The sequence below is a fragment of the Streptomyces sp. NPDC030222 genome, from assembly GCF_055573115.1.
The window spans coordinates 89,973-115,672 of record NZ_JBVICA010000014.1 but is presented as its reverse complement, the minus strand read 5'-3'; the positions used below and the strand labels follow the sequence as shown (position 1 = coordinate 115,672).

23 protein-coding genes are annotated in these 25,700 nt (G+C 70.9%); 16 read left to right on the top strand and 7 right to left on the bottom strand.

Translation table 11 applies throughout. The features are described 5' to 3' along the window. Positions 1 to 47: 47 nt before the first annotated feature. The 3 genes from ACZ4Z5_RS21070 to ACZ4Z5_RS21060 all read left to right on the top strand — a co-directional run bounded on the left by ACZ4Z5_RS21070 (position 48) and on the right by ACZ4Z5_RS21060 (position 1,939). On the top strand, positions 48 to 218 hold the full coding sequence (locus tag ACZ4Z5_RS21070) for a hydrophobic protein (protein ID WP_468264906.1): 171 nt from the start codon (positions 48 to 50) through the stop codon (positions 216 to 218). A gap of 195 nt (positions 219 to 413) precedes the next feature. Continuing rightward, positions 414 to 1,223, top strand: a complete 810-nt coding sequence (locus tag ACZ4Z5_RS21065; RefSeq protein ID WP_468264904.1) for a class I SAM-dependent methyltransferase — start codon at positions 414 to 416, stop codon at positions 1,221 to 1,223. Between the two features lie 296 nt (positions 1,224 to 1,519). After that, positions 1,520 to 1,939, top strand: coding sequence for a CBS domain-containing protein (locus ACZ4Z5_RS21060; RefSeq protein ID WP_468265044.1), 420 nt, complete (start codon positions 1,520 to 1,522; stop codon positions 1,937 to 1,939). 109 nt (positions 1,940 to 2,048) lie between these two features. Here ACZ4Z5_RS21060 and ACZ4Z5_RS21055 read toward each other — a convergent pair whose 3' ends face one another. Beyond that, positions 2,049 to 2,609: a GNAT family N-acetyltransferase gene (locus ACZ4Z5_RS21055; RefSeq protein WP_468264902.1), complete on the bottom strand. Its 561-nt coding sequence runs from the start codon at positions 2,607 to 2,609 to the stop codon at positions 2,049 to 2,051. A gap of 318 nt (positions 2,610 to 2,927) precedes the next feature. On the opposite strand from ACZ4Z5_RS21055, the gene ACZ4Z5_RS21050 reads away from it, so the two are divergent. After that, positions 2,928 to 3,686, top strand: coding sequence for a GntR family transcriptional regulator (locus ACZ4Z5_RS21050; protein WP_468264900.1), 759 nt, complete (start codon positions 2,928 to 2,930; stop codon positions 3,684 to 3,686). A 146-nt stretch (positions 3,687 to 3,832) separates the two neighbouring features. Next, the gene (locus tag ACZ4Z5_RS21045) at positions 3,833 to 4,921 is read left to right on the top strand and encodes an adenosine deaminase (RefSeq protein ID WP_468264898.1); all 1,089 of its coding nucleotides are present in this window, start codon (positions 3,833 to 3,835) and stop codon (positions 4,919 to 4,921) included. 25 nt (positions 4,922 to 4,946) lie between these two features. Here the strand turns inward: ACZ4Z5_RS21045 and ACZ4Z5_RS21040 are convergent, their stop codons facing one another. The 5 genes from ACZ4Z5_RS21040 to ACZ4Z5_RS21020 form a co-directional block, all read right to left on the bottom strand. Beyond that, positions 4,947 to 5,897 carry a S66 peptidase family protein gene (locus ACZ4Z5_RS21040; protein ID WP_468264896.1) on the bottom strand — a complete coding sequence of 317 codons (951 nt, stop codon included), beginning with the start codon at positions 5,895 to 5,897 and terminating at the stop codon, positions 4,947 to 4,949. Beyond that, positions 5,894 to 7,885, bottom strand: coding sequence for a dipeptidyl-peptidase 5 (locus ACZ4Z5_RS21035; RefSeq protein WP_468264894.1), 1,992 nt, complete (start codon positions 7,883 to 7,885; stop codon positions 5,894 to 5,896). The genes ACZ4Z5_RS21040 and ACZ4Z5_RS21035 overlap by 4 nt, the downstream gene beginning before the upstream one ends. Before the next feature lie 11 nt (positions 7,886 to 7,896). Further along, complete coding sequence (locus ACZ4Z5_RS21030) at positions 7,897 to 9,243, bottom strand: M20/M25/M40 family metallo-hydrolase (RefSeq protein WP_468264892.1); 1,347 nt, start codon at positions 9,241 to 9,243, stop codon at positions 7,897 to 7,899. Next, complete coding sequence (locus ACZ4Z5_RS21025) at positions 9,236 to 10,069, bottom strand: M55 family metallopeptidase (protein WP_468264890.1); 834 nt, start codon at positions 10,067 to 10,069, stop codon at positions 9,236 to 9,238. The genes ACZ4Z5_RS21030 and ACZ4Z5_RS21025 overlap by 8 nt, the downstream gene beginning before the upstream one ends. Positions 10,070 to 10,769: 700 nt before the next feature. Next, positions 10,770 to 11,213, bottom strand: coding sequence for an SRPBCC family protein (locus ACZ4Z5_RS21020; RefSeq protein WP_468264888.1), 444 nt, complete (start codon positions 11,211 to 11,213; stop codon positions 10,770 to 10,772). Positions 11,214 to 11,362: 149 nt separating this feature from the next. On the opposite strand from ACZ4Z5_RS21020, the gene ACZ4Z5_RS21015 reads away from it, so the two are divergent. The 4 genes from ACZ4Z5_RS21015 to ACZ4Z5_RS21000 all read left to right on the top strand — a co-directional run bounded on the left by ACZ4Z5_RS21015 (position 11,363) and on the right by ACZ4Z5_RS21000 (position 15,214). Next, positions 11,363 to 12,391 carry an Rv2578c family radical SAM protein gene (locus ACZ4Z5_RS21015; RefSeq protein WP_468264886.1) on the top strand — a complete coding sequence of 343 codons (1,029 nt, stop codon included), beginning with the start codon at positions 11,363 to 11,365 and terminating at the stop codon, positions 12,389 to 12,391. Positions 12,392 to 12,593: 202 nt separating this feature from the next. Continuing rightward, the gene (locus ACZ4Z5_RS21010) at positions 12,594 to 14,171 is read left to right on the top strand and encodes an alpha/beta hydrolase (RefSeq protein WP_468264884.1); all 1,578 of its coding nucleotides are present in this window, start codon (positions 12,594 to 12,596) and stop codon (positions 14,169 to 14,171) included. A 60-nt stretch (positions 14,172 to 14,231) separates the two neighbouring features. After that, on the top strand, positions 14,232 to 14,633 hold the full coding sequence (locus ACZ4Z5_RS21005) for a RidA family protein (RefSeq protein ID WP_468264882.1): 402 nt from the start codon (positions 14,232 to 14,234) through the stop codon (positions 14,631 to 14,633). 2 nt (positions 14,634 to 14,635) lie between these two features. Next, positions 14,636 to 15,214: a GNAT family N-acetyltransferase gene (locus ACZ4Z5_RS21000; RefSeq protein ID WP_468264880.1), complete on the top strand. Its 579-nt coding sequence runs from the start codon at positions 14,636 to 14,638 to the stop codon at positions 15,212 to 15,214. Here ACZ4Z5_RS21000 and ACZ4Z5_RS20995 read toward each other — a convergent pair. Further along, positions 15,163 to 15,744 (bottom strand): HEAT repeat domain-containing protein, encoded by a 582-nt coding sequence (locus tag ACZ4Z5_RS20995; RefSeq protein WP_468264878.1) that lies wholly within the window; start codon positions 15,742 to 15,744, stop codon positions 15,163 to 15,165. The genes ACZ4Z5_RS21000 and ACZ4Z5_RS20995 overlap by 52 nt on opposite strands. A gap of 393 nt (positions 15,745 to 16,137) precedes the next feature. On the opposite strand from ACZ4Z5_RS20995, the gene ACZ4Z5_RS20990 reads away from it, so the two are divergent. From ACZ4Z5_RS20990 to ACZ4Z5_RS20960, 7 genes are all read left to right on the top strand, one after another. Next, positions 16,138 to 17,919 (top strand): 3-hydroxyacyl-CoA dehydrogenase family protein, encoded by a 1,782-nt coding sequence (locus tag ACZ4Z5_RS20990; RefSeq protein ID WP_468264876.1) that lies wholly within the window; start codon positions 16,138 to 16,140, stop codon positions 17,917 to 17,919. 115 nt (positions 17,920 to 18,034) lie between these two features. After that, positions 18,035 to 18,880 carry a TetR family transcriptional regulator gene (locus tag ACZ4Z5_RS20985; RefSeq protein ID WP_468264874.1) on the top strand — a complete coding sequence of 282 codons (846 nt, stop codon included), beginning with the start codon at positions 18,035 to 18,037 and terminating at the stop codon, positions 18,878 to 18,880. A 645-nt stretch (positions 18,881 to 19,525) separates the two neighbouring features. Next, positions 19,526 to 20,863 carry a crotonyl-CoA carboxylase/reductase gene (ccrA, locus tag ACZ4Z5_RS20980; RefSeq protein ID WP_468264872.1) on the top strand — a complete coding sequence of 446 codons (1,338 nt, stop codon included), beginning with the start codon at positions 19,526 to 19,528 and terminating at the stop codon, positions 20,861 to 20,863. A gap of 8 nt (positions 20,864 to 20,871) precedes the next feature. Beyond that, a complete protein-coding gene (locus ACZ4Z5_RS20975) occupies positions 20,872 to 22,884 on the top strand; it encodes a protein meaA (protein ID WP_468264870.1) in 2,013 nt (670 codons plus the stop codon). Beyond that, on the top strand, positions 22,881 to 23,909 hold the full coding sequence (locus tag ACZ4Z5_RS20970; protein WP_468264868.1) for an HpcH/HpaI aldolase/citrate lyase family protein: 1,029 nt from the start codon (positions 22,881 to 22,883) through the stop codon (positions 23,907 to 23,909). The genes ACZ4Z5_RS20975 and ACZ4Z5_RS20970 overlap by 4 nt, the downstream gene beginning before the upstream one ends. Before the next feature lie 5 nt (positions 23,910 to 23,914). Beyond that, a complete protein-coding gene (locus ACZ4Z5_RS20965) occupies positions 23,915 to 24,427 on the top strand; it encodes a MaoC family dehydratase (protein ID WP_468264866.1) in 513 nt (170 codons plus the stop codon). Between the two features lie 2 nt (positions 24,428 to 24,429). After that, complete coding sequence (locus ACZ4Z5_RS20960; RefSeq protein ID WP_468264864.1) at positions 24,430 to 25,635, top strand: acyl-CoA dehydrogenase family protein; 1,206 nt, start codon at positions 24,430 to 24,432, stop codon at positions 25,633 to 25,635. The last annotated feature ends 65 nt before the right edge of the window (positions 25,636 to 25,700 follow it).

Below are 25,700 nucleotides of genomic sequence, written 5' to 3'. Positions count from 1 at the left end.
TACCAGTGGCGTTTCGGGGCACCCGCAGCGTCAGGAGGTGCACCGAAATGGTTCCGATCCTGTTGGTTCTTCTGCTCGCACTCATCCTGTTCGGCGCCGGGTTCGCCGTGAAGGCCCTGTGGTGGATCGCCCTGGCCGTCCTGGTCGTATGGCTGCTGGGCTTCCTCCTGCGGTCCACGTCGTCGGGTGGCGGCAGGTCCACATGGTACCGCTGGTAGCGACCCCGATCCGAGTCGGGGCACACCAACACCCTGCATCGGGAGGCGAGTTCACCCGCTCGCGGTCCACATAGAGAGACGGGAGTCTCATGATCCGGGCTGCGCGCGTACGCTCGGACCACCGGCCGCCGGCAACCGCCGGCGGCCCGGCGTATGAGCCGGCGTATGAGCCCGGCTAGGAGGAGGGGCGACCGCATGCCGAAGGAGACCGCCGTCTACACGCACGGCCACCACGAGTCCGTACTGCGCTCGCACCGCAGCCGTACCGCCGCCAACTCCGCGGCCTATCTGCTGGGCGAGCTGCGCCCCGGACTGGACGTCCTGGACGTCGGCTGCGGGCCCGGCACGATCACCGCCGACCTTGCCGCTCTGGTCGCCCCCGGCACCGTGACGGCGGTCGACGCGGCTGCGGACGTGCTGGAGGAAGCACGGCCCGTGGTGGCGGAGCGCGGTCTGGACAACGTCCGGTTCGCCGTGGCGGACGTCCACGCCCTGGAGTTCCCCGACGACTCGTTCGATGTGGTCCACGCACACCAGGTGCTGCAGCACGTGGGCGATCCGGTGGCGGCGCTGCGCGAGATGGGGCGGGTCTGTCGGCCCGGAGGTGTGGTCGCGGCCCGCGACAGCGACTATTCCGCCATGACCTGGTACCCCGCGTCGACAGGCCTGGACAAGTGGCAGGAGCCCTACGGGCGGGTGGCCAGAGCCGGCGGCGGTGAACCGGACGCCGGACGCCGCCTGCTGTCCTGGGCCCGCCGGGCGGGCTTCACGGACATCAAGGCCACGGCCTCGGCGTGGTGCTTCACCACACCTCAGGAGCGGGAGTGGTGGACCGGACTGTGGGCCGACCGCACGACGGATTCCGGCTACGCCACGCTCGCGGTAGCGGGCGGCCATACGACGTGGGAAGAGCTGTCCGAGATCGCCGACGCGTGGCGGGAGTGGGGGCGGCACGAGGACGCCTGGTTCATGGTGCCGCACGCCGAGATCCTCTGCCGGGTCTGACGGTCTTCCGACGGTCTTCCGGCCGGCGGTCCTCAGGCCGGCGGTCCCTCACCCCGGCCGCCGACGGTCCGCGCCCTTCCGGGCCCCGGGCGCGCGACCCCCGCGTCGCCAAGTGCCGGGCGGCGGGTGGTGCTCCGGCCGCCAGTCCTCCGCCCGGCAGCCCTCCTGTCTGCGTCCCTCTTCGAGGTCGACGCCCCTGCCCGGTACCCGGCCGCGGTCGCGCACCCGCGCGATGGCGCCCACGATGGGAGGCGGAGCACACAACCCGAATGGACGTCACCCAGGAGGTGTGGGCCATGACCACGGCTGCGGACATCATGCATCCGGGAGCCCAGTGGATCGCCAGGACCGAGACGCTGGACCGCGCGGCCCAGCTCATGCGCCGGCTGGAGGTGGGCGCACTGCCGATCAGCGACGAGAACGAACGCCTCTGCGGCATCGTCACCGACCGGGACATCGTCATCAAGTGCGTCGCCCTCGGGCACGACCCGTCGAGGATCACCTGCGGCGAACTCTCCCAGGGAACCCCCCGCTGGGTGGACGCGGGAGCGGATGTCAGCGAGGTGCTCAACGAGATGCGGGACCACCAGATCCGGCGGCTCCCGGTGATCGAGAACAAGCGGCTGGTCGGCATGATCAGCGAAGCGGACCTGGCACAGCATCTGTCCGAGGAACAGATCGCCAGCTTCGTCGAGGGCGTCTACGCCCGCCGGTGACGATTCCGCTCCGCACGGCCCCGTGTCCCGTCCCGGAAGGGACGGGGCCCACGGGGCCGCCGACGTGAGCGGCCGCCTGCGGCGCCATGCGTGGGGTCACCGGCGTTCGTCACCGGCACCAGTCATCGTCGTCCCGGGCCGGGGCAGTGATCGCCCAGCGTTCGTGATCGCGCCAGGCGCCGTCGATGTGGAGGAAGTCCGGGGAGAATCCCTCCAGACGGAATCCGGCGCGGTGGACGAGGGTCACGCTCGCATGGTTCCCCGGCTGGATGTTGGCCTCCAGCCGGTGCAGGCCCAGCGGCCCGAAGGCATGGCGGAGGACCAGTCCGAGGCCTTCGATCATCAGACCGCGCCCGGCGGCGTGTGCGAAGGCGCCGTATCCGAGCGCCCCGGAGAGGAACGCGCCCCGGACGATGTTGTTGATGTTGATGAAGCCGGCGATGCCGCCGCCGGTCCGCTCGCAGACCAGGAATCCGGCGCGGTCCGGCGCCTCGATGAGCCGGCCGGCATAGACGGCGTAGGTGTCGGCGTCCTCCGGCGGGAAGAGCCAGGGATGGTGCAGGTCCCTGCTTTCCCGGGCCCGTGCGGTGAACTCCTCGGCGTCACCGAGGCTAAACGGGCGCAGGCCCACCCGGGGCCCCACGGCCAGATACGTCGCGCTCTGCTGCATCTTCGCAGGCTACGGGGGGCGGTCCCGCCGTGCTCGGGGGTGCGCGGGTGCCGGCTGCTGCGGCTTCACGTCGCCCACCGGTGACCTTCGGCGGACACCGCCATTCGCCTCACGCAGTTCACAGACGCTCACGGACGCCATACTTGTCAGACAAGCAGGTGTCCGGAGGGACCGGGTTCCGTGAACGGCCAGGTCAGGAGCCGACCGCGCGATATGCGCCCGCCGCGGGATCTCACAGGTCGGAAGCAGGAACGGTGCAGATTGCCGAGGCCCGCCGGCTCCTCGTAACTTGCTGACAACCGAACCGAGGAGGCGGCCGTGGCAGTCGGCGGACAGCAGCGCAGACCAGTGGTCGTGCTCTACGAACGCATCGCCGACGCGATCCACGACGGCACCTACCCGCCCGGCTCGACGCTGCCGTCGGAACCACGGCTCGCCACCGAACTGGGGGTGAGCCGCCCGGCGCTGCGCGAGGCACTCCTGCTGCTCCAGGAGGACGGGCTGCTGTCGGTGCGCCGGGGGGTGGGCCGCACGGTCAACGACAGTCCCCCGCGGCGCGGCTTCGAGCAGATCCAGCCGCTGGAGGAGTTGTTGTCGGCCGGGACGCCGCTGCGGGTGCGGCCACTGCTGCGGACCGTGGAGGAGCCGACGGACTTCACCACGCAGCATCTGCTCGCCCCGGCCAGGGCCGAGCTGAGGTTCTGGGAGTCGCTGCTCACGGGCGAGGGGACGGCCGCGGCGCTCAGCCACGAGTGGGCGGCGGCCGAGGACGTGCTGGACCGGGCGCACCCGGCGTTCGCGGAGGCGCTGCGCGGCGCACCGCAGTCGGAGCGGACGGCCTGCCCGTCCATGCTCGCCGTGCTCGTGTCCGCGTCCCGAGGTGTGCCGTTGACCGCGCACAGCAGCGTGACCGCGACGCTGCTGGGCCAGCGGAGGGGCGAACAGCTGGGCCGGCCCGCCGACACCCCCGCCGTGCTGATCACCCAGGTGGTCCGCACCGAGGGCACGCCCGTCCTGGCGGCCAAGCACATGCTGCCGACCGGCGCGCCGGCGCTGCCACTGCTCCAGACCGGCTGACCGGCGGGCAAGCCCCCGACCGGCAGACCGGCGGCGGGCAAACCCCTGACTCGGCGGTCCGGCGGTGGATTCCGCTTTCCGTACTCCGTCGCCGCGAGCCCGTACTCCGTCGCCGCGAGCGCTTTCGTGGCGTACACTCCCGCCCCATGCACTCGCACTTGTCTGACAACGTCGCCGAATGGATCCGCAGCGCCCCCAAGGCGGTCCTCCACGACCACCTGGACGGCGGCCTGCGGCCCGCCACGATCATCGAGCTGGCCGGGGCCTGCGGCTACACGGCGCTGCCCACGGAGGACCCGGCGGAGCTGGGCGTGTGGTTCCGGGACGCCGCGGACTCCGGGTCGCTGGAGCGCTACCTGGAGACCTTCGCGCACACCTGCGCGGTGATGCAGACCCGCGACGCGCTGTTCCGCGTCGCCGCCGAGTGCGCCGAGGACCTGGCGGCGGACGGCGTCGTGTACGCCGAGGTCCGGTACGCACCCGAGCAGCACCTCGAGGCGGGTCTGACCCTCGACGAGGTCGTCGACGCGGTCAACGAGGGCTTCCGTGAGGGCGAGCGGCGGGCCGATGGCCGGATCACGGTCCGCGCGCTGCTGACCGGTATGCGGCACACGGACCGTTCGAAGGAGATAGCCGAGCTGACCGTGGCGCACCGCGACCGCGGTGTCGCCGGCTTCGACATCGCCGGTGGCGAGATCGGCAACCCGCCCGCCCGTCACCTGCCCGCGTTCCAGTACCTGAAGCACCACAACTGCCACTTCACGATCCACGCGGGCGAGGCGGTCGGCGCGGAGTCGGTGCACGAGGCGGTGCAGGTGTGCGGTGCCGAGCGGATCGGCCACGGTGTGCGGATCACCGACGACATCGTGGTCGACGAGGACAGCGGCGCCCGCCTGGGCCACCTCGCCTCGTACATCCGTGACAACCGGATCGCGCTGGAGGTCTGTCCTACGTCGAACCTGCAGACGGGCGCCGCCAAAGACTACGCGAGCCACCCCATCGACCTGCTGCGCCGGCTCGGCTTCCGCATCACGCTGAACACGGACAACCGTCTGGTGAGCGGCACCACCATGAGCCAGGAGTTCCAGCACATGGTGGACGCCTTCGGCTACGGCCCGTCCGTCTTCGAGCAGTTCACGGTCGCCGCGGTCGAGGCCGCGTTCCTGCCGCTGCCGGAGCGCCGCCGCATCATCGACGAGCTGATCCGGCCGGGCTACGCGGCGCTCGCCGTCTGACCACGGACCGGCGTCACCAAGGGCGTCACCGGAGGGCGGGCACGTTCAGGGTGATCGTGCCCGCCTCCGCGTCCAGCACCGCGGGCAGCCCGAGCGGAACGGTCAGCGCCCTCGGGCAGTGCCCGAAGCCCAGCTGTTCGACGACCGGCACACCGAGCCCGCCGAGCCGGTCACGCAGGACGGCACGCACCTCCTCGTAGGGCCCGCACTCCTCCCAGGAACCGAGCGCGATCCCGGAGACGCCGTCGAGCACACCGGCGCGCAGCAGCTGGGTGAGCGCCCGGTCCAGCCGGTAGGGCTCCTCCCCCGTGTCCTCGAGCAGCAGCAGGCCGCCGCGGGCGGTGGCGCGGGCGTGCGAGGTGCCGAGCCCGGCGGCCAGCAGGGACAGGCAGCCGCCGAGGGTGAAGCCGGAGGCCCGGCCCGGCACCAGGGGGCGGGCGGTCTCCAGGCCGAGGGTGCGGACCGACTCCGGTGCGAAGAGGGTGGCCCGCAGGGCTTCCTGGGTGAACGGCTCCTTGAGGAAGGACTCGGTCGCCACCATCGGCCCGTGCAGGGTCGACAGTCCCATGTTCATCGCGAACGCCTCGTGCAGGGCGGTCACATCGCTGAAGCCGACGAACGCCTTGGCGCCGGCGGCCCGCATCGCCGCCCAGTCCAGCAGATCGGCCATGCGCTGGGCACCGTAGCCTCCGCGGGCGCAGAGCACCGCGGCGATGTCCGGGTCGCACCAGGCGTTCTGGAGGTCACGGGCCCGGACCGTGTCGTCGCCCGCGAGATGGCCCAGGTCCCGGTGGACATCGAGGACGTGCGGCATCGCGACCGGGTCGAGGCCCCAGCCCCGCAGGATGTCGAGCCCGGCGGTGAGCCGCTCCGCGGGAACCGGGCCGCTGGGAGCGACGACCGCGACCCGGGCGCCCGGCCGCAGCCGGTTCGCGCGGACGAGCGGAACCGGCCCTGGACGTCTCGTCCCGGTCATGTCCGGAACTCCAGCAGCGGTACGTCGTTCCGGTCGATGCCGAACGTCGTGACGTACAGGGCGAGTTCGGTTTCCAGGGCCTGCCGTATGGTGTCGGCCCTCCGGAAGCCGTGCCCCTCCCCCTCGAAGGCGAGGTAGGCGTGCGGGACCCCGCGGCCGGCCATCCGCGCGAGGAAACGCTCGCACTGTTCGGCGGGACAGATCACGTCGTCCAGACCCTGCAGCAGGACGAAGGGGACGGTGATCCCGTCCGTGTGCTGCGCGGGCGAGCGGTCCCGGTACCGGGCGGGGAACTCGGCGAAGGATCCCACCAGACCCTCGGTGTAGCAGGACTCGAAGTCATGGGTGCCGTCGGCGCTCAGCCATTCCGTCAGGTCGAGCACGGGGTAGACGACCGTGCCGCAGGCGTACACATCGGTGGTGGCGAGGGACAGCGCGGTGGTGAACCCCCCGGCGCTGCCGCCGCGGATGGCGAGCCGGTGGGGATCGGCGGTGCCCTCCTCGGCGAGGGCCCGGGCGACGGCCGCACAGTCCTCGGTGTCCACGACGCCCCACTGCTCGCGCAGCCGCTCCCGGTACTCCCTGCCGTACCCGGTGGAACCGCCGTAGTTGACCACGGCGACGCCGATGCCACGCGAGGTGAAGTACGCGATGGAGAGGTTGAGGACGAGGGGGGCGCGGCTGGTGGGACCGCCGTGGACCCACACCACATAGGGCGGCAGTTCCTCCGCGGGTGCTATGTGGCCGGGATTGTGCGGCGGATGGACGTGGGCGTGGATCTCCCGGCTGTCGGGGCCGGTGAAGGTGCGGATCTGCGGTTCGGGGTAGTAGGCCGGGTCGACGGCGTCCTGGTGCGCGTAGCCGACGACCCGGGTGCGACCGGTGCAGGTGTCGAGTTCCACCACTTCGTATCCGGTGCGGGGGCTGGCGGCGACTCCGACGACACGGCTGCTGTGGACGGCGAGCGTCGGCTGCCACTCGGTCCAGGGTCCGGCGGCGTCCACCACGTCCCCCGTCTCCGGGTCGAGGATGCCGAGGGCCGTGGTCCCCTTGCCGTGGATGACGGCGATCAGCCCCGAGTCGAGAGGCCGGAACCAGGTGAGCCCGATCGTCCACAGCGGTCCCGCGAACTCCTCGTCGCGTGGACACAGGGCCTGAGGATCGGCCGAGTCGCCGTCCGGGTCCAGCCGGTAGAGGTTCCACCAGCCGGTGCGGTCCGAGGCGACGAGCAGCCGGCCGTCGGGGGTCCAGTCGACCTGGGCCACGGATTCCTCGGGGCCGCCGAACACCGGCCGCTCCCCGTGGAACGTGCCGTCCTTGCGGATGTCGGCGAGCATGACCTCGGTGCCGTCCCACGGCATGCGGGGGTGGTCCCAGGCGATCCAGGCCGCTCTTCGTCCGTCGCGCGAGACACAGGGGCCGGTGACGAAGCGGTGCCGGGCGTCGGACAGTTCCCGGACGGCGCTCCGGTCCTCCGCGGCCGATCCGTCGAGCGGCACGGCGACGATGACCCTGCGCACATCGGTGGGGGACTCCCCGGTGAACTCCTCGAGGACGCACCACACCTCGCCGGTCTCGGGCCGTACCTGGAGATCCGCCCACCGCAGCCCGCCGCCGGCCGGTGACACCGGGGTGAGCGGCCGGGGTTCGCCACCGGAGTCCGGTTCGTAGGCGTAGAGCCGCTGGTCGCCGAAGTGGGCGAAGACCAGCAGGGGCCCGCCCCCGACGCGCGCGACCGCCGCCCAGGGGTGTCCGCCGTATTCGACGACCCTGCTGCCCACGTTCCAGGGGGCGGGCAGCACCGTCGTCTCGGTGCCGTCCGGGCTCAGCCGGACCAGTGCCCGCCGCCCCGCCTCGGCAGGGCGTGGCTCGGTCCACCACACCTCGTCACCGACCGTGCCGATGTATTCGGGCCAGCCGTTGTGGCGGGCGGCCAGCCCGGCGTCGATGGGCGACGGCCAACTGCCGTAGGGCCCCGTCGGAACCATTCCCCACTCCCCTATGCGGTCTGCAGATAGTGATCGAGCACCCGGACGCCGAAGTGCAGGGCCTCGGCCGGTACGCGTTCGTCGACGCCGTGGAACATCGCCGCGTAGTCGTATCCGGGCGGCAGCTTCAGCGGCGAGAAGCCGTACCCGGTGATGCCCAGGCGGGAGAACTGCTTGGCGTCCGTCCCGCCCGACATGCAGAACGGCACGACATGGCCGTCGGGCGCGAAACGCTCCACGGCGGCACGCAGTCTGCCGAACGTCGGCGAGTCGACAGGTGCCTCCAGCGCCACCTCGTGGTGGTGGAACTCCCAGTCGACGCAGGGGCCCGTGAGCCGGTCCATGGTCTCGCGGAACTCGGTCTCGCCTCCGGGCAGACAGCGCCCGTCGATGTAGGCGGTGGCCTCGCCCGGAATCACATTGATCTTGTAACCCGCTTCCAGCATGGTCGGGTTGGCGCTGTTGCGGACCGTCGGCTCGACGAGTGCGGCGGAGCGGCCCAGTTTCTCCAGGAGGCGGTCGACGTCGAAGTCCGGGGCGTCGGGGTCGGCGACGATCCCGTGCAGCGCGGCCAGCTCCCGCAGGGCGGCCCGCACGACCGGGACGAGCCGCACCGGCCATTCGTATGCGCCGATCCTGGCGACGGCCTCGGCGAGGCGGCTCACGGCGTTGGCGCGGTTGATCCTGGAGCCGTGGCCGGCCGTGCCGCGAGCGGTGAGCTTCAGCCAGGCCGTGCCGCGCTCGCCCGCCCCGATGGGGTAGACGGTCATGCCGGGCGCCGCATGGAAGCTGAACGCCCCGGCCTCGCCGATGCCCTCGGTGCATCCGTCGAACAGCTCCGCGTGGCGTTCCGCGAGAAAACCCGAGCCGTCCTCCGCGCTGGCCTCCTCGTCGGCGGTGTAGGCGACGACGATGTCGCGTCGGGGCCGGACGCCCGCCCGCGCCCAGGCACGGACGACGGCGAGGACCATGGCGTCCATGTTCTTCATGTCGACCGCGCCGCGTCCCCAGACGACGTCGTCGCGGATCTCCCCGGAGAACGGGTGCACGGTCCAGTCGGCGGCCTCGGCCGGGACGACGTCCAGATGACCGTGGACGAGCAGGGCGTCGGCCGACGCGTCCGTGCCCTCGATCCTGGCCACCACATTGGTGCGTCCGGGAGTCCGTTCCAGCAGCACCGGCTCCAGGCCCGCGTCCGCGAGGCGTTCGGCGACGTACTCCGCGGCGGGGCGCTCACGGCAGTCCCCCGACCCCCGGTTGGTGGTGTCGATCCGGATCAGGTCGGAGGTGAAGCGCACCACCTCGTCGAGGGCCGTCGCGTCGACGATGGGGCTCCCGCTGCCGGTCATGTCAGCCATACTGCTCCTCCACTGCCGCCGAGACGATCGTCGTGACCGCTTTGAAGGTGCGAATGGCCTCGTACATCGTGCCGCTCGTGAAGGCGATCCGCCGCTCGCCGGACGGCGCCACGCCCGGCACCACGGTGGCCGCGGCCGCCAGGTGCTCGGCGTCGAACTCCAGCTCGACGGTGAACGGCCCGCCGCGCACCGGCTCGTGACGCACCGCCAGGGCCGCGGCCTCCTTGGCGGCACCCCTGATCGCCTCGGCGGTCCTCGCGGGAGGACGGCACACCGCCGCGTAGCGCGACACATGGTCCTTCACGGCCACCTTGCGGGCGTCCGGCGCGTAGCCCTCGGCGTCCGCACAGGTCAGGTCGTCACCGGTGACGAGGACGACCGGCACGCCGTACTCGGCGACAACATATGCGTTGAGCAGGCCCTCGCTCGCGCGGGTGCCGTTGACCCACACCCCGGTGATGGAGTTGGCCAGATAGGTGTGGGCGAGCACGCCCTCGCTGCCCGCCCCCGTGTGGTAGCCGACGAACGCGATGCCGTCCACGTCACCGTGCTGTACGCCTTCGACCATGGAGAGGGACTTGTGCCGGCCGGTGAGCATCTCGGCCCGCTCGTCGATGCGCTCCAGCAGCAGATTGCGCATGGTCCAGTGCGCCTCGTTGATGAGCACCTCGTCGGCGCCCCCGTCGAAGAAACCCCGCACCGCCGCGTCCACGTCCGAGGTGAACATGCCACGGCACCGCTCCCACTGCGGAGTCCCCGGCAGCACGTCGGCGGGCCAGGTGACACCTGTGGCGCCTTCCATATCGGCGCTGATGAGGATCTTCATGCCTGGAAACCGTACGCGCTGCCGGTCACCCCTGCCAGGCCTGTGGACAACGCGCCGCCGCCGCCGTCGCGGAGATCACCCGTCCCGCCCTGCAACCGGCCATGCGGAGGGCAACTCCGGGGATTCGCCGCCCGGTCCGCGCTCCGGCGCCCCGAGCCGGAGGGCGCCGACGGCCGGCGGCACTGCCGGCCCGGCCGGTGCGGAAGATGCCCGCCGGCAGGGCACCGGACGGCCGGCGCCCCGTCGTAGTGACCGAACCCCGGGACGGGACAGGGAAGTTCCAGCACGCGGGCGCCGCTCCGGAGCGGACTCCCGGACGCTCGCACCCGACAGGATTCCCGGGGAGCCACCGGACGAGGCAGTCGCCGCCCTCGTGATCGCTGCTCGGCCCGAACACCCCGGCGCGATGCGCCACGCCCTCCGAGCGCGGGCCCGGCGGGCGGATCACCGCCGGTGCCCGCCGGGTGGACGAGCCCGGCCGCGTCCGCCGCCGGGCACCGGCAGCCATTCGTCCACGGGCACCGGACGGCCGGCGGAGGCGCGGCCACCCCACGGAGGCCGGGTGGCGGCGGCCCGCCACCGACAATCGACGATCGACAACCGGCGAACGGCGTGCGGCCGGTATCCGCATCACCGGCATCGGCGACCGACGGCCGCAAGCCGCCGACGCCCGCCGAAGTCCACCCGATCCGGTGATCGACTACTTCGCGACCTCGGCCGCGAGCCCGGCCAGCACCGCGTCATAGATACGCGCGAGACCCTTGGGCGCGAAGGTGCGCTCGAAGAAGCCGCCGATGCCACCCGCGCCGTTCCAGACGGTGGTGACGACGACCCTGGTGCCGGCCGGTCCGGCCGGGGTGACGGTCCAGGTGGTCACCATCGACGAGTTGCGGTCCTTCTCGACCAGGCGGCCGTCGGACGGCTCGGTCACCTCCAGCAGGCAGTCACGGACGCGCTTGCTGGTGGCCTGGAGCTTCCAGTGGACGAGGGTGCCCTCACCGTCGCCCCCCTCGCGGACCTGGTACTCGCTGAAGTGCTCGGGCAGGAGCTTCGCACGGGTGTCCTTGTAGTCGGCCAGCGCGTCGAACACCGTCTCCGGGTCCGCCTCGATGATCCGCTCCGTGGTGGCCTCGACCTGCGCCATGGTTCTCCTCTTCCAATACGTCCGGGTCCCCGTACGCGCGGTACGTCGGACAGGTACGGCCATCCCACCACAGCCGACCACCGCATCGCTTCATGCGAACGAATGTTCTATTCTCCTCACAGGGGGTCGGGCCCGGCCGAGGAGGCACCATGCGTTGGGACAATCTGGGCGAAGGCCGCGGCAGCACGGCAGCCGCGGAGCTCTTCGGCGCCGACCAGGTGGTCACCCGCACCTTCGACACCCCGGAATTCCGCGGGATCACCTTCCACGAGATCCGCGCCCGGTCGATCGTGAACCGGGTCCCGGGCGCCTCCCGCATGCCGTTCGAATGGACCGTGAACCCGTACCGCGGCTGCACCCATGCCTGTGTCTACTGCTTCGCCCGGAAGACCCACGGCTATCTGGACCTCGACACCGGACTCGGCTTCGACTCGCAGATCGTGGTCAAGGTCAACGCCCCGGAGCTGCTGCGCCGCAGACTCGCCTCGCGCGGCTGGCAGGGCGCGCACATCGCCATGGGCACCAACGTCGACTGTTACCAGCGCGCGGAGGGCCGCTACCGACTGATGCCCGGCATCATCGGCGCACTGCACGACCACGCCAACCCCTTCTCCATCCTGACCAAGGGAACGCTGATCCTGCGCGACCTCGAGCCGATCGCCCGGGCCGCCGAGGTCACCGAGGTCGGCGTGTCCGTCTCCGTCGGCTTCCTCGACACCGGGCTGTGGCGGACGGTCGAGCCCGGCGCACCCTCACCGGCGCGGCGTCTGGACGTGGTCCGCGCCTTCACTGACCGCGGCCTGGGATGCGGGGTGCTGATGGCCCCGGTCATCCCCTTCCTGAGCGACGACCCCGGGCAACTGCGGGCCACCGTACGGGCGGTGGCGGAGGCCGGGGCGACCTCGGTGACGCCGCTGGTCCTCCATCTGCGGCCCGGCGCACGGGAGTGGTTCACGGCCTGGCTGGCCCGGCACCATCCGCACCTGGTGCCGCGCTACGAACGCCTCTACGCGGACGGGGCGTACGCCCCCACCTGGTACCAGCGCCGGATCACACGGCAGGTGCACGAACTGGCCGCGGAGTTCGGCATCGGGCCTGCACAGGACGGCGGCAGCCGGCACATCCGGAGGACCACGGAGCCACAGCCGACCGGGCCCACCCAGCTGACACTGCTGTGAAGCAGCCCGCCGGGATCCACCGGGCCCGGCGGGGACGTTCACCCGCACAGTGCGCCCGAACTGACCATTGTCTCCCCTGAAAGGGCGTCATTCGCCGACATGTCCCGTTTCCCGGGCGTGGTTTCCGGGACGATGCGGCGGACGGGGGCCCGGCCCGCGCCCTCGCACAGCCGCGTTCCCTCCACGCTCAGGGGAGACCACTTTGATGCAACGCGCAGCAGTTCTGTTCGCCGTCGCCACGGCCGTCGCCGGGACGGTCACCGCCGTACCGCCCGCCGCTTCGGCCGAGTCCACCGCCGGCCGGACGGGGCCCGTCTGGTCGAACTGCGCCACGAAGGACTATCCGACCCTGCAGTGTTCCTCGGTGAAGGTGCCGCTGGACCACGAGAAACCGGGAGGCCGGCAGATCACCCTCGCGCTCTCACGCGTTCCGCACACCTCCGCGACGTACCAGGGGCCGCTCCTGGTCAACCCCGGCGGTCCTGGCGGCACGGGGCTCACCCTGGCGGGCTTCGTCGCCCGGTCGCTGCCGAAGGACGTGGCCGCACAGTACGACGTGATCGGCTTCGACCCGCGCGGCGTCGGCAAGAGCGAACCCGCCCTCGACTGCCGCCCCGGCCACTTCGACACCGTGCGCCCCGACTCCGTGCCGTTCGACGCGTGGACCGAACGCGACAACCTCGCGCGCGCCAGGGCGTTCGCCGAGGCCTGCCAGGCACGGCACGGAGACCTGCTGCCCCATATCGACACCGTCAGCACCGTCCGTGACATGGACGCCGTCCGGGCCGCCCTGGGCGCCGAGCAGATCAACTACCTCGGCTACTCGTACGGCACCTACCTCGGGGCGCTGTACGCCAGGTTGTTCCCGGAGCGGGTGCGGCGCGCGGTGCTGGACTCCGTCGTCGACCCGACCGGTGTGTGGTACCAGGACAACCTCGGCCAGGACTACGCCTTCGACGCCCGCCACAAGGCGTTCATGGCCTGGGTCGCCGCCCATGACGACGCGTACCGGCTGGGCACCGACCCCGCCCGGGTCGAGGCGAGGTGGTACGCGATGCGCGCGGCGCTGCGCAGGGATCCCGCGGGCGGCAGGGTCGGTCCCAGCGAGCTGGAGGACACGTTCCTGCCCGGCGGCTACTTCGACGGCTACTGGCCGCACCTCGCCGAGGCGTTCGCCGCGTATGTGAACGACAAGGACCCGGAGCCGCTCGTCACCGCGTACGAGAATCTCGGCGCGGTCGACGCGAAGGGCGACAACGGCTACTCGGTCTATGCCGCCGTGCAGTGCCGGGACACCTACTGGCCGAGGGACTGGAACGTCTGGCGTCACGACAACTGGAAGGCGTACGTCAAGGCGCCGTTCATGGCATGGAACAACGCCTGGTACAACGCTCCGTGCGCGTTCTGGAAGACCCCTCCGCACGAGGCGGCCCCGGAGGTGGCGAACAGCGAGGTGCCGCCCGTACTGATCTTCCAGGCCACCGAGGACGCGGCCACCCCCTACCAGGGCGGTGTCACGATGCACCGGGAGATCCGCGGTTCCAGCCTCGTCGTCGAGCAGGGCGGCGGCAACCACGGCATCACGCTGAGCGGCAACGACTGCCTGGACCGCCATCTGTCCGACTACCTCGCCACCGGCCGGGTGCCCCGCGGCCAGGGCGAGGCGGACGCCGTCTGCCCGGCGCTGCCCGGGCCGGAGCCGCTGCCGGAGGACGCACCGCTCCGTTCCGCGGGCGGCGCCGGCGGCGTCCTGCACGGTCTGCTCGGCACCCGCCCCTGAGGGGAACCCGAGAGGCAAATCGACGCGACCGCCGGCGGGGGCGTGACGCAGGATGTGCCCATGAGTGATCTCACGCATGTCCGCGCCCCCGAAGGCGTGTTCCCGGCGACCGCCTACACCCATGTCGTCTGGGGAACGGGTCGGTTCATCGCCGTCTCCGGTCAGCTCGCACTCGACGAGGAGGGCCGGCTGGTCGGCCCCGGCGACCCGGCGGCCCAGGCCCGGCAGGTCTTCGAGAACCTCCGGCGCTGCCTCGCGGCCGCCGGCGCGACCTTCGGCGACGTGGTGAAGCTGACGTACTTCGTGACCGACATGGCCCATCTGCCGCACATCCGCACGGTCCGGGAGGAGTTCCTGGGCGCCGACCGTCTCCCCGCGAGCTCCGCCGTCCAGGTCGCGGCCCTGGTCTCTCCCGGATTCCTCATGGAGATCGAGGCGTTCGCCCTCGTCTCGGGAGGGTGACCATGTCCTCGGCTCCCCTCCCCTCGTCCCCTTCCGTCCTGGTACGGGACATGACCGCCGCCGACTGCCGGGCGGTGGCGGGCGTCCGGGTGCGCGGCTGGCAGTGGGCGTACGCCGGACTGGTGCCGCAGACGTACCTCGACGCGATGGACGTCGCCGAGGAGACGGAGCGGCTGCGCGCCCGGTTCGCGGGTGCGGCCGCCGGCGGTATCCACCATCTCGTCGCGGCGCAGGGCGACGAGGTGATCGGCTGGGCCTGCTCCGGTCCGCACCGCGGGGACGGCGCGTCCCCGGGCGAGGCCGAGCTCTACGCCCTGTACGTGCGGCCCGACCGGGTCTCCACGGGGGTGGGCCGGGCGCTTGTCGAGCGGACGCTGCACCTGCTGGGTGCGGACGGGGCGGAATCGGTCGTGCTCTGGGTACTCGAGGGCAACGCCCGGGCCCGTCGCTTCTACGAGCGGGCCGGCTTCGTCCCGGACGGCACGGCCGCGGCGTTCGACGTGGACGGCACGGCCGTGCCCGAAGTGCGCTATGCCAGACGGCTGAGGGCCGAGGCGGCCGCCTCCGACAGACCGGGATGAGTCAGGGCCGCCTCCAGGGCCGGCCGGGCCCGCCGGTCGGCGAGCTCACCGAGTCCCTCGACACAGGCGAGGGCGACGAGGCGGTGCGGGTCCCCCGGCATGAGGCGGCGGCGCAGGGTGGTGAGGAGGGCGGGAACGGACTCGGGGGCGCGGAGCGCGATCAGCAACCGGACGGAGTGCACGGCGTAGGCGACGCGCAGTTCATTGGTGGCGAGGGCGGCCGCCGCGCGGGCGGTGCGGGGGTCGTCGAGCAGTGTCAGGGCGTGCGCGGCGGAGGCGCGGCGTTCGGCGTCCCGATGGTTGAGCAGCAGGACGAGGGGTTCGAAGGCGCGCCGGTCGCCGCGGCAGCCCAGCCGGAACGCGGCGGCTTCGCGCGCCCAGAGCGGACAGTCGGGGGCGGTGAGCACATCGGCCAGTTCGTCGGAGTCGTCCAGGGAGACCAGCCGGTCGAGGGCCGCGGCCGAACCCGCCTCGGAGCGCAGCCGGTCGGTGAGCGAGCGGAGTTCCTCGTCGAGGGGATCCACGTCCATGGCGGCCAGCGTATCGGCGGCGCAGATCACATGCTCCGGCCTTGCCGGAGGTCTGGCGCGCTCGTTACCCGCCGGTTAAGCTCATAAGAGCGCGGGGCACACTCCCCGCCCACTCCCGGTGGCCTGGTGACGCAGCCACCCGGAGGTCCCCCGTTCCGCGAGGACTCGGGGGGATGTCGGTTCGGCAGCCTTGTACGACGTGACTCCGGGACAGAGTCCGTCGCACCGGAGGTCCGCGGTTCTTCCCGGACGCCCGGCCCCTCACCACGACACACAACTCCCGCACGCCGCTCGGCTCTTCGGTATTCCGCAGGCATGTGATGCCCGGTACGCGAAGACGAGGCGCGGTGCGGCTCCCTCCTCAGTCGTCACTCTTTTCTCTGGAGTCCCGTGATGGACACCCCTCTGAACACTGTCGCCGTGGTCGGTCTCGGCACCATGGGCACCGGTATCGCCGAAGTCCTGGCCCGCGCCGGCCGTGAGGTCATCGGCATCGACGTCAGCGAAGCCGCCGCCCGGCAGGCCGTCGCCGCGCTGGAGGCCTCCACCGCCCGCGCCGTGGACCGCGAGCGCATCACCGAGCAGGAACGGCGGGACGTGCTCGCCCGGTTCCGCACCTTCTCCGATCTCCAGGCCGCGGCCGACGCCGACCTGGTCATCGAGGTCGTCCCCGAGTCGTACGAGATCAAGCACCAGGTCTTCGCCGCGCTGGACGGCATCGTCCGCCCGGACGCCATCCTGGCCACCGGCACCAACGCGCTGTCCGTGACCCGGCTCGCCGCCGAGTCCGCACGCCCCGAGCGGGTGCTGGGGCTGCACTTCTTCAATCCCGCCCCGGCGATGAAGCTGGTCGAGATCGTCTCCTCGGTGCTGACCTCCCCGAAGGCCGTCGAAGCCGTCACCGCGCTCGCCCGCGAGCTCGGCAAGGAGCCCGTCTCGGTCGGCGACCGCCCCGGATTCGTCGCCGACGGGCTGCTGTTCGGCTACCTCAACCAGGCCGCGGCGATGTACGAGGCGAACTACGCGTCCCGCGAGGACATCGACTCCGCGATGAAGCTGGGCTGCGGACTGCCCATGGGCCCGCTCGCGCTGCTCGATCTGATCGGCATCGACACGGCCCGTACCGTGCTGGAGGCCATGTACGCGGCCTCGCACGACCGGCTGCACGCGCCGGCCCCGGTCCTCAGGCAGCTCAGCGAGGCCGGACTGACCGGCCGCAAGTCGGGCCGGGGCTTCTACACCTACGAGGCGGCGGGCAGCCCGGTCGTGGTCCGGGACGCCCTGACGCCCCTGGAGCAGGACGAGACGGGCGGCGGCCGGGAGGTCCGCAGCGTCGGCGTCGCCGGCTCCGGCACCATGGCGTCCGGCATCGCCGAGGTCTTCGCCAAGGCCGGCTACGACGTGGTCCTGGCCGCACGCAGCCAGGAGAAGGCGGACACGGCGAAGGCCCGTATCGCGAAGTCCCTCGCCCGCTCGGTGGACAAGGGCCGTTTGACCGCGGAGGCCCGCGACGAGACGCTGGCCCGGATCGCCCCGGCCGGCTCGCTGGACGCGTTCGCCCAGGTCGACCTGGCCGTGGAGGCCGTCGCCGAGGACCTGGAGATCAAGCAGCAGCTCTTCGCGACCCTCGACAAGATCTGCAAGCCGGGCGCGGTGCTCGCCACCACCACGTCCTCGCTGCCCGTGGTCGCCTGCGCCCGCGCCACCTCGCGTCCGCAGGACGTCATCGGCATGCACTTCTTCAACCCCGCCCCGGCGATGAAGCTGGTCGAGGTCGTCCGTACGGTGCTGACCGGCGACGACGTCCACGCCACCGTCCGCGAGGTCACCGCGCGGATCCGCAAGCACCCGGTGGACTGCGGCGACCGCGCCGGGTTCATCGTCAACGCGTTGCTGTTCCCGTACCTCAACAACGCGATCAAGATGGTGCAGGAGCACTACGCCACGATCGACGACATCGACGCGGCGATGAAGCTCGGCGGCGGCTACCCGATGGGCCCGTTCGAGCTCCTCGACGTGGTCGGACTCGACGTCTCGCTCGCCATCGAGAAGGTGCTGCACGCGGAGTTCCGCGACCCGGGTCTGGCGCCCGCGCCGCTGCTGGAGCACCTGGTGGCGGCGGGCTGCCTGGGCCGCAAGACGGGCCGCGGATTCCGCGAGTATGCCCGGCGCTGAGCCGGGGGGCGCGGCCAGGGGAGGGACGGCCGAGGACTGGGGCGGGTTGCTCGAACCTTCGGGCGGCCTGCCCCCGCGGGCGCGGCTTCCCGCCCGTATGCAGTACGTTCGTCACATGTCCCAGCCCGCCACGCCCTCCCGAACGAACGCCGCGCCCGACGCCCCGGAAAGTGCCGCCGGCAGTCGCGCCGCAGCGCAGCGGCTCAAGATGCGCCGGGAACTGGCGGCCGCAGCGATGGAACTGTTCTCGGCGAAGGGGTACGAAGCGACCACCGTCGACGAGATCGCCGCCCGGGCCGGTGTCGCCCGCAGGACGTTTTTCCGCCATTTCCGCTCCAAGGAAGAGGCGATCTTCCCCGACCACGACGACACCCTCGTCCGGGCCGAGGCCGTGCTGAACGCGGCCCCGCCGCACGAGCACCCGCTGGACACCGTCTGCAACGGCATCAAGGAAGTCATGCGGATGTACGCGGCACAGCCCTCGGTGTCCGTGGCCCGCTACAAACTCACCCGCGAGGTACCCACCCTGCGGGAGGCCGAGATCGCCTCGGTGGCCCGCTACGAGCGGCTGTTCACCCGCTACCTCCTCGGCCATTTCGACGAGCACGCCCACCACGACGGCAACGACGATCCGCTGCTGGCGGAGGTGGCCGCATCCGCGGTGGTCACGGCTCACAACCACGTACTGCGCCGCTGGCTGCGGGCCGGCGGCCAGGGCGATGTCGAGGCCCAGCTGGACCACGCCTTCGCGATCGTCCGGGACACCTTCGGCACCGGGATCGGCGCGGGCCGGGCAGGCCGGGCCGCGGCGACGGCCGCGCCCGGGCAGGCGCGCGTCGCCTCCGTGGGCGGGGACAGCGAAGTCCTGGTCACGGTGGCGCGCACCGATGCGCCGCTGGACGAGGTGATGCGCACGATCGAGCAGGCGCTGAAGGACCGGGCGGGCGCGGACCGGCCGTGATCACCGGGCCGTGAACGGCCGACCGGCCGTGGCCGCAGCGCCGCGACGGCGGACCGGCCGTGATCGCCCGGCCGCGCCGGACGACGGCATGAGGCTCCGTACGACCCTGCGGGGGAGCCCGGTGTCCAACCGACGAGCGGAACGTCGCTCGCCGGGAAGCCCTGCCGGACGTGGCGCCCCCGGGCACACCCGCCATTCGACACGCACCACAGCCGGAACCTCCTCGGCGTGACGCAGGGGTGAGCCGCGACCCACGGAACACGGAAAGCATTCGACCGCGCACCTGAAGCAACGGCCGCCTCGTCCGAGGCGGCCGTTGTTGCTCATATGTGCCCCCTGGGTGACATCTGTAAGAAATTCTTGGCACGCAGTGTCTTGCGGGCTGGCACGGGGTGCCATACGTTGATGGTGTCCGGGCGGCCGGCGTGCAGAGCACAGACGTACGCCGGCTGTCCCCACAAGCCACAGGCTTGTGCGCCCGGGCGCCTGCGTCACAGGCAACCTCCGCGCCGACCAAGCGCTGCCACAGCACCACCCCAGCCGAACCGACGGCACACCTCCACCGCAGCACCCGTCCCCCCAGCGTTCCGTGAAAGCGCTTCTCACCCGGCCCCCGGTCCGGGGAGACCCCCTGGAGGCAACACCGTGAAGGAAATCCTGGACGCGATCCAGTCGCCGGACTCCACGTCCGCCGACTTCGCCAACCTGCCACTCCCCGAGTCCTACCGCGCGGTGACCGTGCACAAGGACGAGACGGAGATGTTCGCGGGCCTCACCACCCGCGAGAAGGACCCGCGCAAGTCGCTCCACCTCGACGAGGTGCCCCTGCCCGAACTCGGCCCGGGCGAGGCCCTGGTCGCGGTCATGGCCAGCTCGGTCAACTACAACTCGGTGTGGACCTCGATCTTCGAGCCGCTGTCCACCTTCGGCTTCCTGGAGCGCTACGGTCGGCTTTCCGAACTCACCAAGCGCCACGATCTGCCGTACCACATCATCGGCTCCGACCTCGCGGGCGTCGTGCTGCGCACCGGCACCGGCGTCAACGCCTGGAAGCCCGGTGACGAGGTCGTCGCGCACTGCCTGTCCGTCGAACTGGAGTCCTCGGACGGCCACAACGACACGATGCTCGACCCGGAGCAGCGCATCTGGGGCTTCGAGACCAACTTCGGCGGCCTGGCCCAGATCGCCCTGGTCAAGTCGAACCAGCTGATGCCCAAGCCGAAGCACCTCAGCTGGGAGGAGGCGGCGGCCCCGGGCCTGGTCAACTCCACCGCCTACCGCCAGCTGGTCTCCCAGAACGGCGCCGGCATGAAGCAGGGCGACAACGTCCTGATCTGGGGCGCCAGCGGAGGCCTCGGCTCCTACGCCACGCAGTTCGCGCTGGCCGGCGGCGCCAACCCGATCTGTGTCGTCTCCAGCGAGCAGAAGGCGGACATCTGCCGCTCGATGGGCGCCGAGGCGATCATCGACCGCAACGCCGAGGGCTACAAGTTCTGGAAGGACGAGCACACCCAGGACCCGAAGGAGTGGAAGCGCTTCGGCAAGCGCATCCGTGAGCTCACCGGCGGCGAGGACGTCGACATCGTCTTCGAGCACCCGGGCCGTGAGACCTTCGGCGCGTCCGTGTACGTCACCCGCAAGGGCGGCACCATCGTCACCTGCGCCTCCACCTCGGGCTACAACCACGAGTACGACAACCGCTACCTGTGGATGTCGCTGAAGCGGATCATCGGCTCGCACTTCGCCAACTACCGCGAGGCATGGGAGGCCAACCGCCTGATCGCCAAGGGCAAGATCCACCCCACCCTGTCGAAGGTCTACTCCCTGGAGGAGACCGGCCAGGCCGCCTACGACGTGCACCGCAACCTCCACCAGGGCAAGGTCGGCGTGCTCTGCCTCGCCCCCGAGGAGGGCCTGGGCGTGCGCGACGATGAGATGCGCGCCAAGCACATCGACGCCATCAACCGCTTCCGGAACATCTGAGGTCGTCGATGACAGAGCGTCAGAAGGACCGGCCGTGGCTCATGCGGACGTACGCCGGTCACTCGACCGCCGAGGCGTCCAACGAGCTGTACCGGCGCAACCTCGCCAAGGGGCAGACCGGTCTGTCGGTCGCCTTCGACCTGCCGACCCAGACCGGCTACGACCCGGACCACATCCTCGCCCGCGGCGAGGTCGGCCGGGTCGGGGTCCCGGTCTCGCACCTCGGTGACATGCGCCGGCTGTTCCAGGAGATCCCCCTGGAGCAGATGAACACCTCGATGACCATCAACGCCACCGCCATGTGGCTGCTGGCGCTCTACCAGGTGGTCGCGGAGGAGCAGGGTGCGGACATCACCCGGCTCCAGGGCACGACGCAGAACGACATCGTCAAGGAATACCTGTCGCGCGGCACCCACGTCTTCCCGCCGGGGCCCAGTCTGCGTCTGACCACCGACATGATCACCTACACGGTGGCCAACATCCCCAAGTGGAACCCGATCAACATCTGCTCGTACCACCTCCAGGAGGCCGGCGCCACGCCGGTCCAGGAGATCTCGTACGCGATGTCCACGGCCATCGCCGTGCTGGACGCGGTGCGGGACAGCGGCCAGGTGCCCGAGGAGAAGTTCGGGGACGTCGTCGCCCGTATCTCGTTCTTCGTGAACGCGGGCGTCCGCTTCATCGAGGAGATGTGCAAGATGCGCGCCTTCGGCCGCATCTGGGACCGCGTCACGCGGGAGCGGTACGGCATCGAGAACGCCAAGCAGCGCCGCTTCCGCTACGGCGTCCAGGTCAACTCGCTCGGCCTGACCGAGGCGCAGCCGGAGAACAACGTCCAGCGCATCGTCCTGGAGATGCTGGCCGTGACCCTGTCCAAGGACGCCCGGGCGCGTGCCGTGCAGCTCCCCGCCTGGAACGAGGCCCTCGGCCTGCCCCGGCCCTGGGACCAGCAGTGGTCGCTGCGCATCCAGCAGGTGCTCGCGCACGAGTCGGACCTGCTGGAGTACGACGACATCTTCGCGGGTTCGCACGTCATCGAGGCCAAGGTGGACGCCCTGGTCACCGAGTGCCTGGCGGAGATCGAGCGGATCCAGGGGATGGGCGGCGCCATGGCGGCCGTCGAGTCCGGATACCTCAAGGCGCAGCTGGTCTCCTCGCATGCCGAGCGGCGGGCCCGGATCGAGGCCGGCGAGGAGAAGATCGTCGGCGTCAACTGCTTCGAGTCGACCGAGCCCAACCCGCTCACCGCGGACCTCGACACGGCGATCATGACGGTCGACCCGGCGAACGAGGCCCGTGTGGTGGCCAAGCTCCACGAGTGGCGGGACAACCGCGACGAGGCCCGCGCCCAGGAGGCCCTGGCCGTCCTCAAGGCCACGGCCGCCGGCACCGGCAACCTGATGCCGGCCACCCTGGAGTGCGCCCGGGCGGGAGTCACCACGGGCGAGTGGGCGTGGGCGCTGCGCGACGTCTTCGGCGAGTTCCGGGCGCCCACCGGTGTGTCGTCCGCGCCGGTGGCGGTGCCCGCCGAGGCGGGGACCCCGCTGGCGATCGTCCGTGACAAGGTCGCCAGGACCGCGGAGGAGCTGGGCTCCGGCCGGCTGCGGCTGCTGGTCGGCAAGCCGGGCCTGGACGGCCACTCCAACGGTGCCGAGCAGATCGCCGTCCGGGCCCGCGACGCCGGGTTCGAAGTTGTCTACCAGGGCATCCGGCTCACACCGGAGCAGATCGTGAACGCCGCCCTCGCCGAGGACGTGCACTGCGTCGGGCTGTCGATCCTGTCCGGCTCGCACGCCGAGCTGGTGCCGGACGTGCTGAACCGGCTGCGCGAGGCGGGTGCCCCGGACATCCCGGTGATCGCGGGAGGGATCATCCCCCAAAGCGACGCCGAGGACCTGAAGCGTGCGGGTGTGGCCGCCGTCTTCACACCGAAGGACTTCGGTATCACGGAGATCATCGGACGTATCGTCGACGAGATCCGGAAAGCGAACAAGCTCGACCCTCTGGAGGTCCCCGCATGAGCACGCCTGCCCACCCGTCTCCCACCACCGCCCTTGCGGGGAGCGGCTCCGCCGCGCACCTTCCGTCTCCGGTCAACCGCCTGCGCCCCCGGCGCTCCTGCCTGGCCGTGCCCGGCTCCAACCCGCGCTTCCTGGAGAAGGCCCAGGGCCTGCCGGCCGACCAGGTCTTCCTCGACCTCGAGGACGCCTGCGCGCCGCTCGCCAAGCCGGAAGCCCGGCACACCATCGTGAAGTTCCTGAACGAGGGCGACTGGACCGGCAAGACGCGGGTCGTGCGGGTCAACGACTGGACGACCCACTGGACGTACCGGGACGTCGTCACGGTCGTCGAGGGCGCCGGCCAGAACCTCGACTGCATCATGCTGCCGAAGGTCCAGGACGCCGAGCAGATCGTCGCCCTCGACCTGCTGCTCACCCAGATCGAGAAGACGATGGGCTTCGAGGTCGGCAAGATCGGCATCGAGGCGCAGATCGAGAACGCCCAGGGCCTGAACAACGTCAACGCGATCGCCCAGGCGTCCCCGCGGGTGGAGACGATCATCTTCGGCCCGGCCGACTTCATGGCGTCCATCAACATGAAGTCGCTGGTCGTGGGCGAGCAGCCGCCCGGCTACCCGGCGGACGCCTACCACTACATCCTGATGAAGATCCTGATGGCCGCCCGCGCCAACAACCTCCAGGCGATCGACGGCCCCTACCTCCAGATCCGCAACATCGACGGCTACCGCGAGGTCGCGCAGCGCGCCGCGGCGCTCGGCTTCGACGGCAAGTGGGTGCTGCACCCGGGCCAGGTCGAGGCGTCCAACGAGATCTTCTCGCCCTCCCAGGAGGACTACGACCACGCCGAGCTGATCCTGGACGCGTACGACTACTGCACTTCCGAGGCGGGCGGCAAGAAGGGCTCGGCGATGCTCGGCGACGAGATGATCGACGAGGCCAGCCGCAAGATGGCCCTGGTCATCGCCGGCAAGGGCCGCGCCGCGGGTATGCAGCGCACCAGCAAGTTCGAGATCCCGGAGGCCTGAGCATCATGCAGTTCGGACGCACCTACGAGGAGTTCGAGGTCGGGGCCGTCTACAAGCACTGGCCCGGGAAGACGGTCACCGAGTACGACGACCACCTCTTCTGTCTGCTCACCATGAACCACCACCCCCTCCACATGGACGTGAACTATGCGGAGAAGACGACGGACTTCGGCAGGAACGTCGTCGTGGGCAACTACATCTACTCGCTGCTGCTCGGCATGTCGGTGCCGGACGTCTCGGGCAAGGCGATCGCCAACCTGGAGATCGAGTCGCTGAAGCACGTGGCGCCGACCTTCCACGGCGACACGATCTACGGCGAGACCACGGTCCTGGACAAGTGGCCCTCCAAGTCCAGGAACGACCGTGGCATCGTCCACGTCGAGACCAAGGGCTACAAGCAGGACGGCACCCTCGTCTGCGTCTTCCGGCGCAAGGTGATGGTCCCGACCGAGACGTACATCAAGGAGCGCGGCGGCGAGCAGCCGGGCCGCCCGGAGCCGAAGCAGCAGGAGAAGTAGTCATGGCCCGACTCGCCCAGACCCACGGTCTGACCGAGGTCCAGCAGGAGATCCTGAGCACCGTCCGGGACTTCGTGGACAAGGAGATCATTCCGGTCGCGACCGAGCTGGAGCACCGCGACGAGTACCCCCAGCAGATCGTGGACGGGCTCAAGGAGCTCGGCGTCTTCGGTCTGATGATCCCCGAGGAGTACGGGGGCCTGGGCGAGTCGCTGCTCACGTACGCGCTGTGCGTGGAGGAGATCGCGCGCGGCTGGATGAGCGTCTCCGGCATCATCAACACGCACTTCATCGTCGCGTACATGCTCAAGCAGCACGGTACGCAGGAACAGAAGGACTACTTCCTTCCGCGGATGGCCGCCGGTGAGGTCCGGGGCGCCTTCTCGATGTCCGAGCCGGGCCTCGGCTCGGACGTGTCGGCCATCACGTCGAAGGCGGTGAAGGACGGCGACGAGTACGTCCTGAACGGCCAGAAGATGTGGCTGACGAACGGCGGCACGTCGACCCTGGTGGCCGTTCTCGTCCGGAGTGACGAAGGACACCCCGAGGGTACGGCCCCGCACAAGTCGATGACGACCTTCCTGATCGAGAAGGAGCCCGGCTTCGGAGAGGTCCGGCCCGGCCTCACCATCCCGGGCAAGATCGAGAAGATGGGCTACAAGGGCGTCGACACGACCGAGCTCATCATGGACGGACTGCGCATTCCGTCCAATCGCGTCCTCGGCGGGGTCACCGGCCGAGGGTTTTACCAAATGATGGACGGCGTCGAGGTCGGCCGGGTGAACGTCGCCGCCCGTGGCTGCGGGGTCGCGCAGCGCGCCTTCGAGCTGGGCGTCTCGTACGCCCAGCAGCGCCACACCTTCGGCAAGCCGATCGCGCAGCACCAGGCGATCCAGTTCAAGCTGGCCGAGATGGCTACCAAGGTCGAGGCCGCCCATGCCATGATGGTGAACGCAGCGCGCAAAAAGGACTCCGGGGAGCGAAACGACCTGGAGGCAGGGATGGCGAAGTACCTCGCCTCCGAATACTGCAAGGAAGTCGTCGAGGACGCCTTCCGGATCCACGGCGGCTACGGCTTCTCCAAGGAGTACGAGATCGAGCGCCTCTACCGCGAGGCCCCGATGCTGCTGATCGGCGAGGGTACCGCCGAGATCCAGAAAATGATCATTGGGCGCCGACTGCTCGAGGAATACCGATTCCAGGGGTAAATGTCTTGTTTGGGTTGATACGGCCGCGAAGAAGATCACACCCAGTCATCTTCTTCCGGCCGTCG

Coding starts and splice junctions, on each gene's coding strand:
- ACZ4Z5_RS21070 (WP_468264906.1), top strand. CDS start 48: ATGGTTCCGATCCTGTTGGTTCTTCTGCTCGCACTCATCCTGTTCGGC.
- ACZ4Z5_RS21065 (WP_468264904.1), top strand. CDS start 414: ATGCCGAAGGAGACCGCCGTCTACACGCACGGCCACCACGAGTCCGTA.
- ACZ4Z5_RS21060 (WP_468265044.1), top strand. CDS start 1,520: ATGACCACGGCTGCGGACATCATGCATCCGGGAGCCCAGTGGATCGCC.
- ACZ4Z5_RS21055 (WP_468264902.1), bottom strand. CDS start 2,609: ATGCAGCAGAGCGCGACGTATCTGGCCGTGGGGCCCCGGGTGGGCCTG.
- ACZ4Z5_RS21045 (WP_468264898.1), top strand. CDS start 3,833: ATGCACTCGCACTTGTCTGACAACGTCGCCGAATGGATCCGCAGCGCC.
- ACZ4Z5_RS21040 (WP_468264896.1), bottom strand. CDS start 5,897: ATGACCGGGACGAGACGTCCAGGGCCGGTTCCGCTCGTCCGCGCGAAC.
- ACZ4Z5_RS21035 (WP_468264894.1), bottom strand. CDS start 7,885: ATGGTTCCGACGGGGCCCTACGGCAGTTGGCCGTCGCCCATCGACGCC.
- ACZ4Z5_RS21030 (WP_468264892.1), bottom strand. CDS start 9,243: ATGGCTGACATGACCGGCAGCGGGAGCCCCATCGTCGACGCGACGGCC.
- ACZ4Z5_RS21025 (WP_468264890.1), bottom strand. CDS start 10,069: ATGAAGATCCTCATCAGCGCCGATATGGAAGGCGCCACAGGTGTCACC.
- ACZ4Z5_RS21020 (WP_468264888.1), bottom strand. CDS start 11,213: ATGGCGCAGGTCGAGGCCACCACGGAGCGGATCATCGAGGCGGACCCG.
- ACZ4Z5_RS21015 (WP_468264886.1), top strand. CDS start 11,363: ATGCGTTGGGACAATCTGGGCGAAGGCCGCGGCAGCACGGCAGCCGCG.
- ACZ4Z5_RS21005 (WP_468264882.1), top strand. CDS start 14,232: ATGAGTGATCTCACGCATGTCCGCGCCCCCGAAGGCGTGTTCCCGGCG.
- ACZ4Z5_RS21000 (WP_468264880.1), top strand. CDS start 14,636: ATGTCCTCGGCTCCCCTCCCCTCGTCCCCTTCCGTCCTGGTACGGGAC.
- ACZ4Z5_RS20995 (WP_468264878.1), bottom strand. CDS start 15,744: ATGGACGTGGATCCCCTCGACGAGGAACTCCGCTCGCTCACCGACCGG.
- ACZ4Z5_RS20990 (WP_468264876.1), top strand. CDS start 16,138: ATGGACACCCCTCTGAACACTGTCGCCGTGGTCGGTCTCGGCACCATG.
- ACZ4Z5_RS20985 (WP_468264874.1), top strand. CDS start 18,035: ATGTCCCAGCCCGCCACGCCCTCCCGAACGAACGCCGCGCCCGACGCC.
- ACZ4Z5_RS20975 (WP_468264870.1), top strand. CDS start 20,872: ATGACAGAGCGTCAGAAGGACCGGCCGTGGCTCATGCGGACGTACGCC.
- ACZ4Z5_RS20970 (WP_468264868.1), top strand. CDS start 22,881: ATGAGCACGCCTGCCCACCCGTCTCCCACCACCGCCCTTGCGGGGAGC.
- ACZ4Z5_RS20965 (WP_468264866.1), top strand. CDS start 23,915: ATGCAGTTCGGACGCACCTACGAGGAGTTCGAGGTCGGGGCCGTCTAC.
- ACZ4Z5_RS20960 (WP_468264864.1), top strand. CDS start 24,430: ATGGCCCGACTCGCCCAGACCCACGGTCTGACCGAGGTCCAGCAGGAG.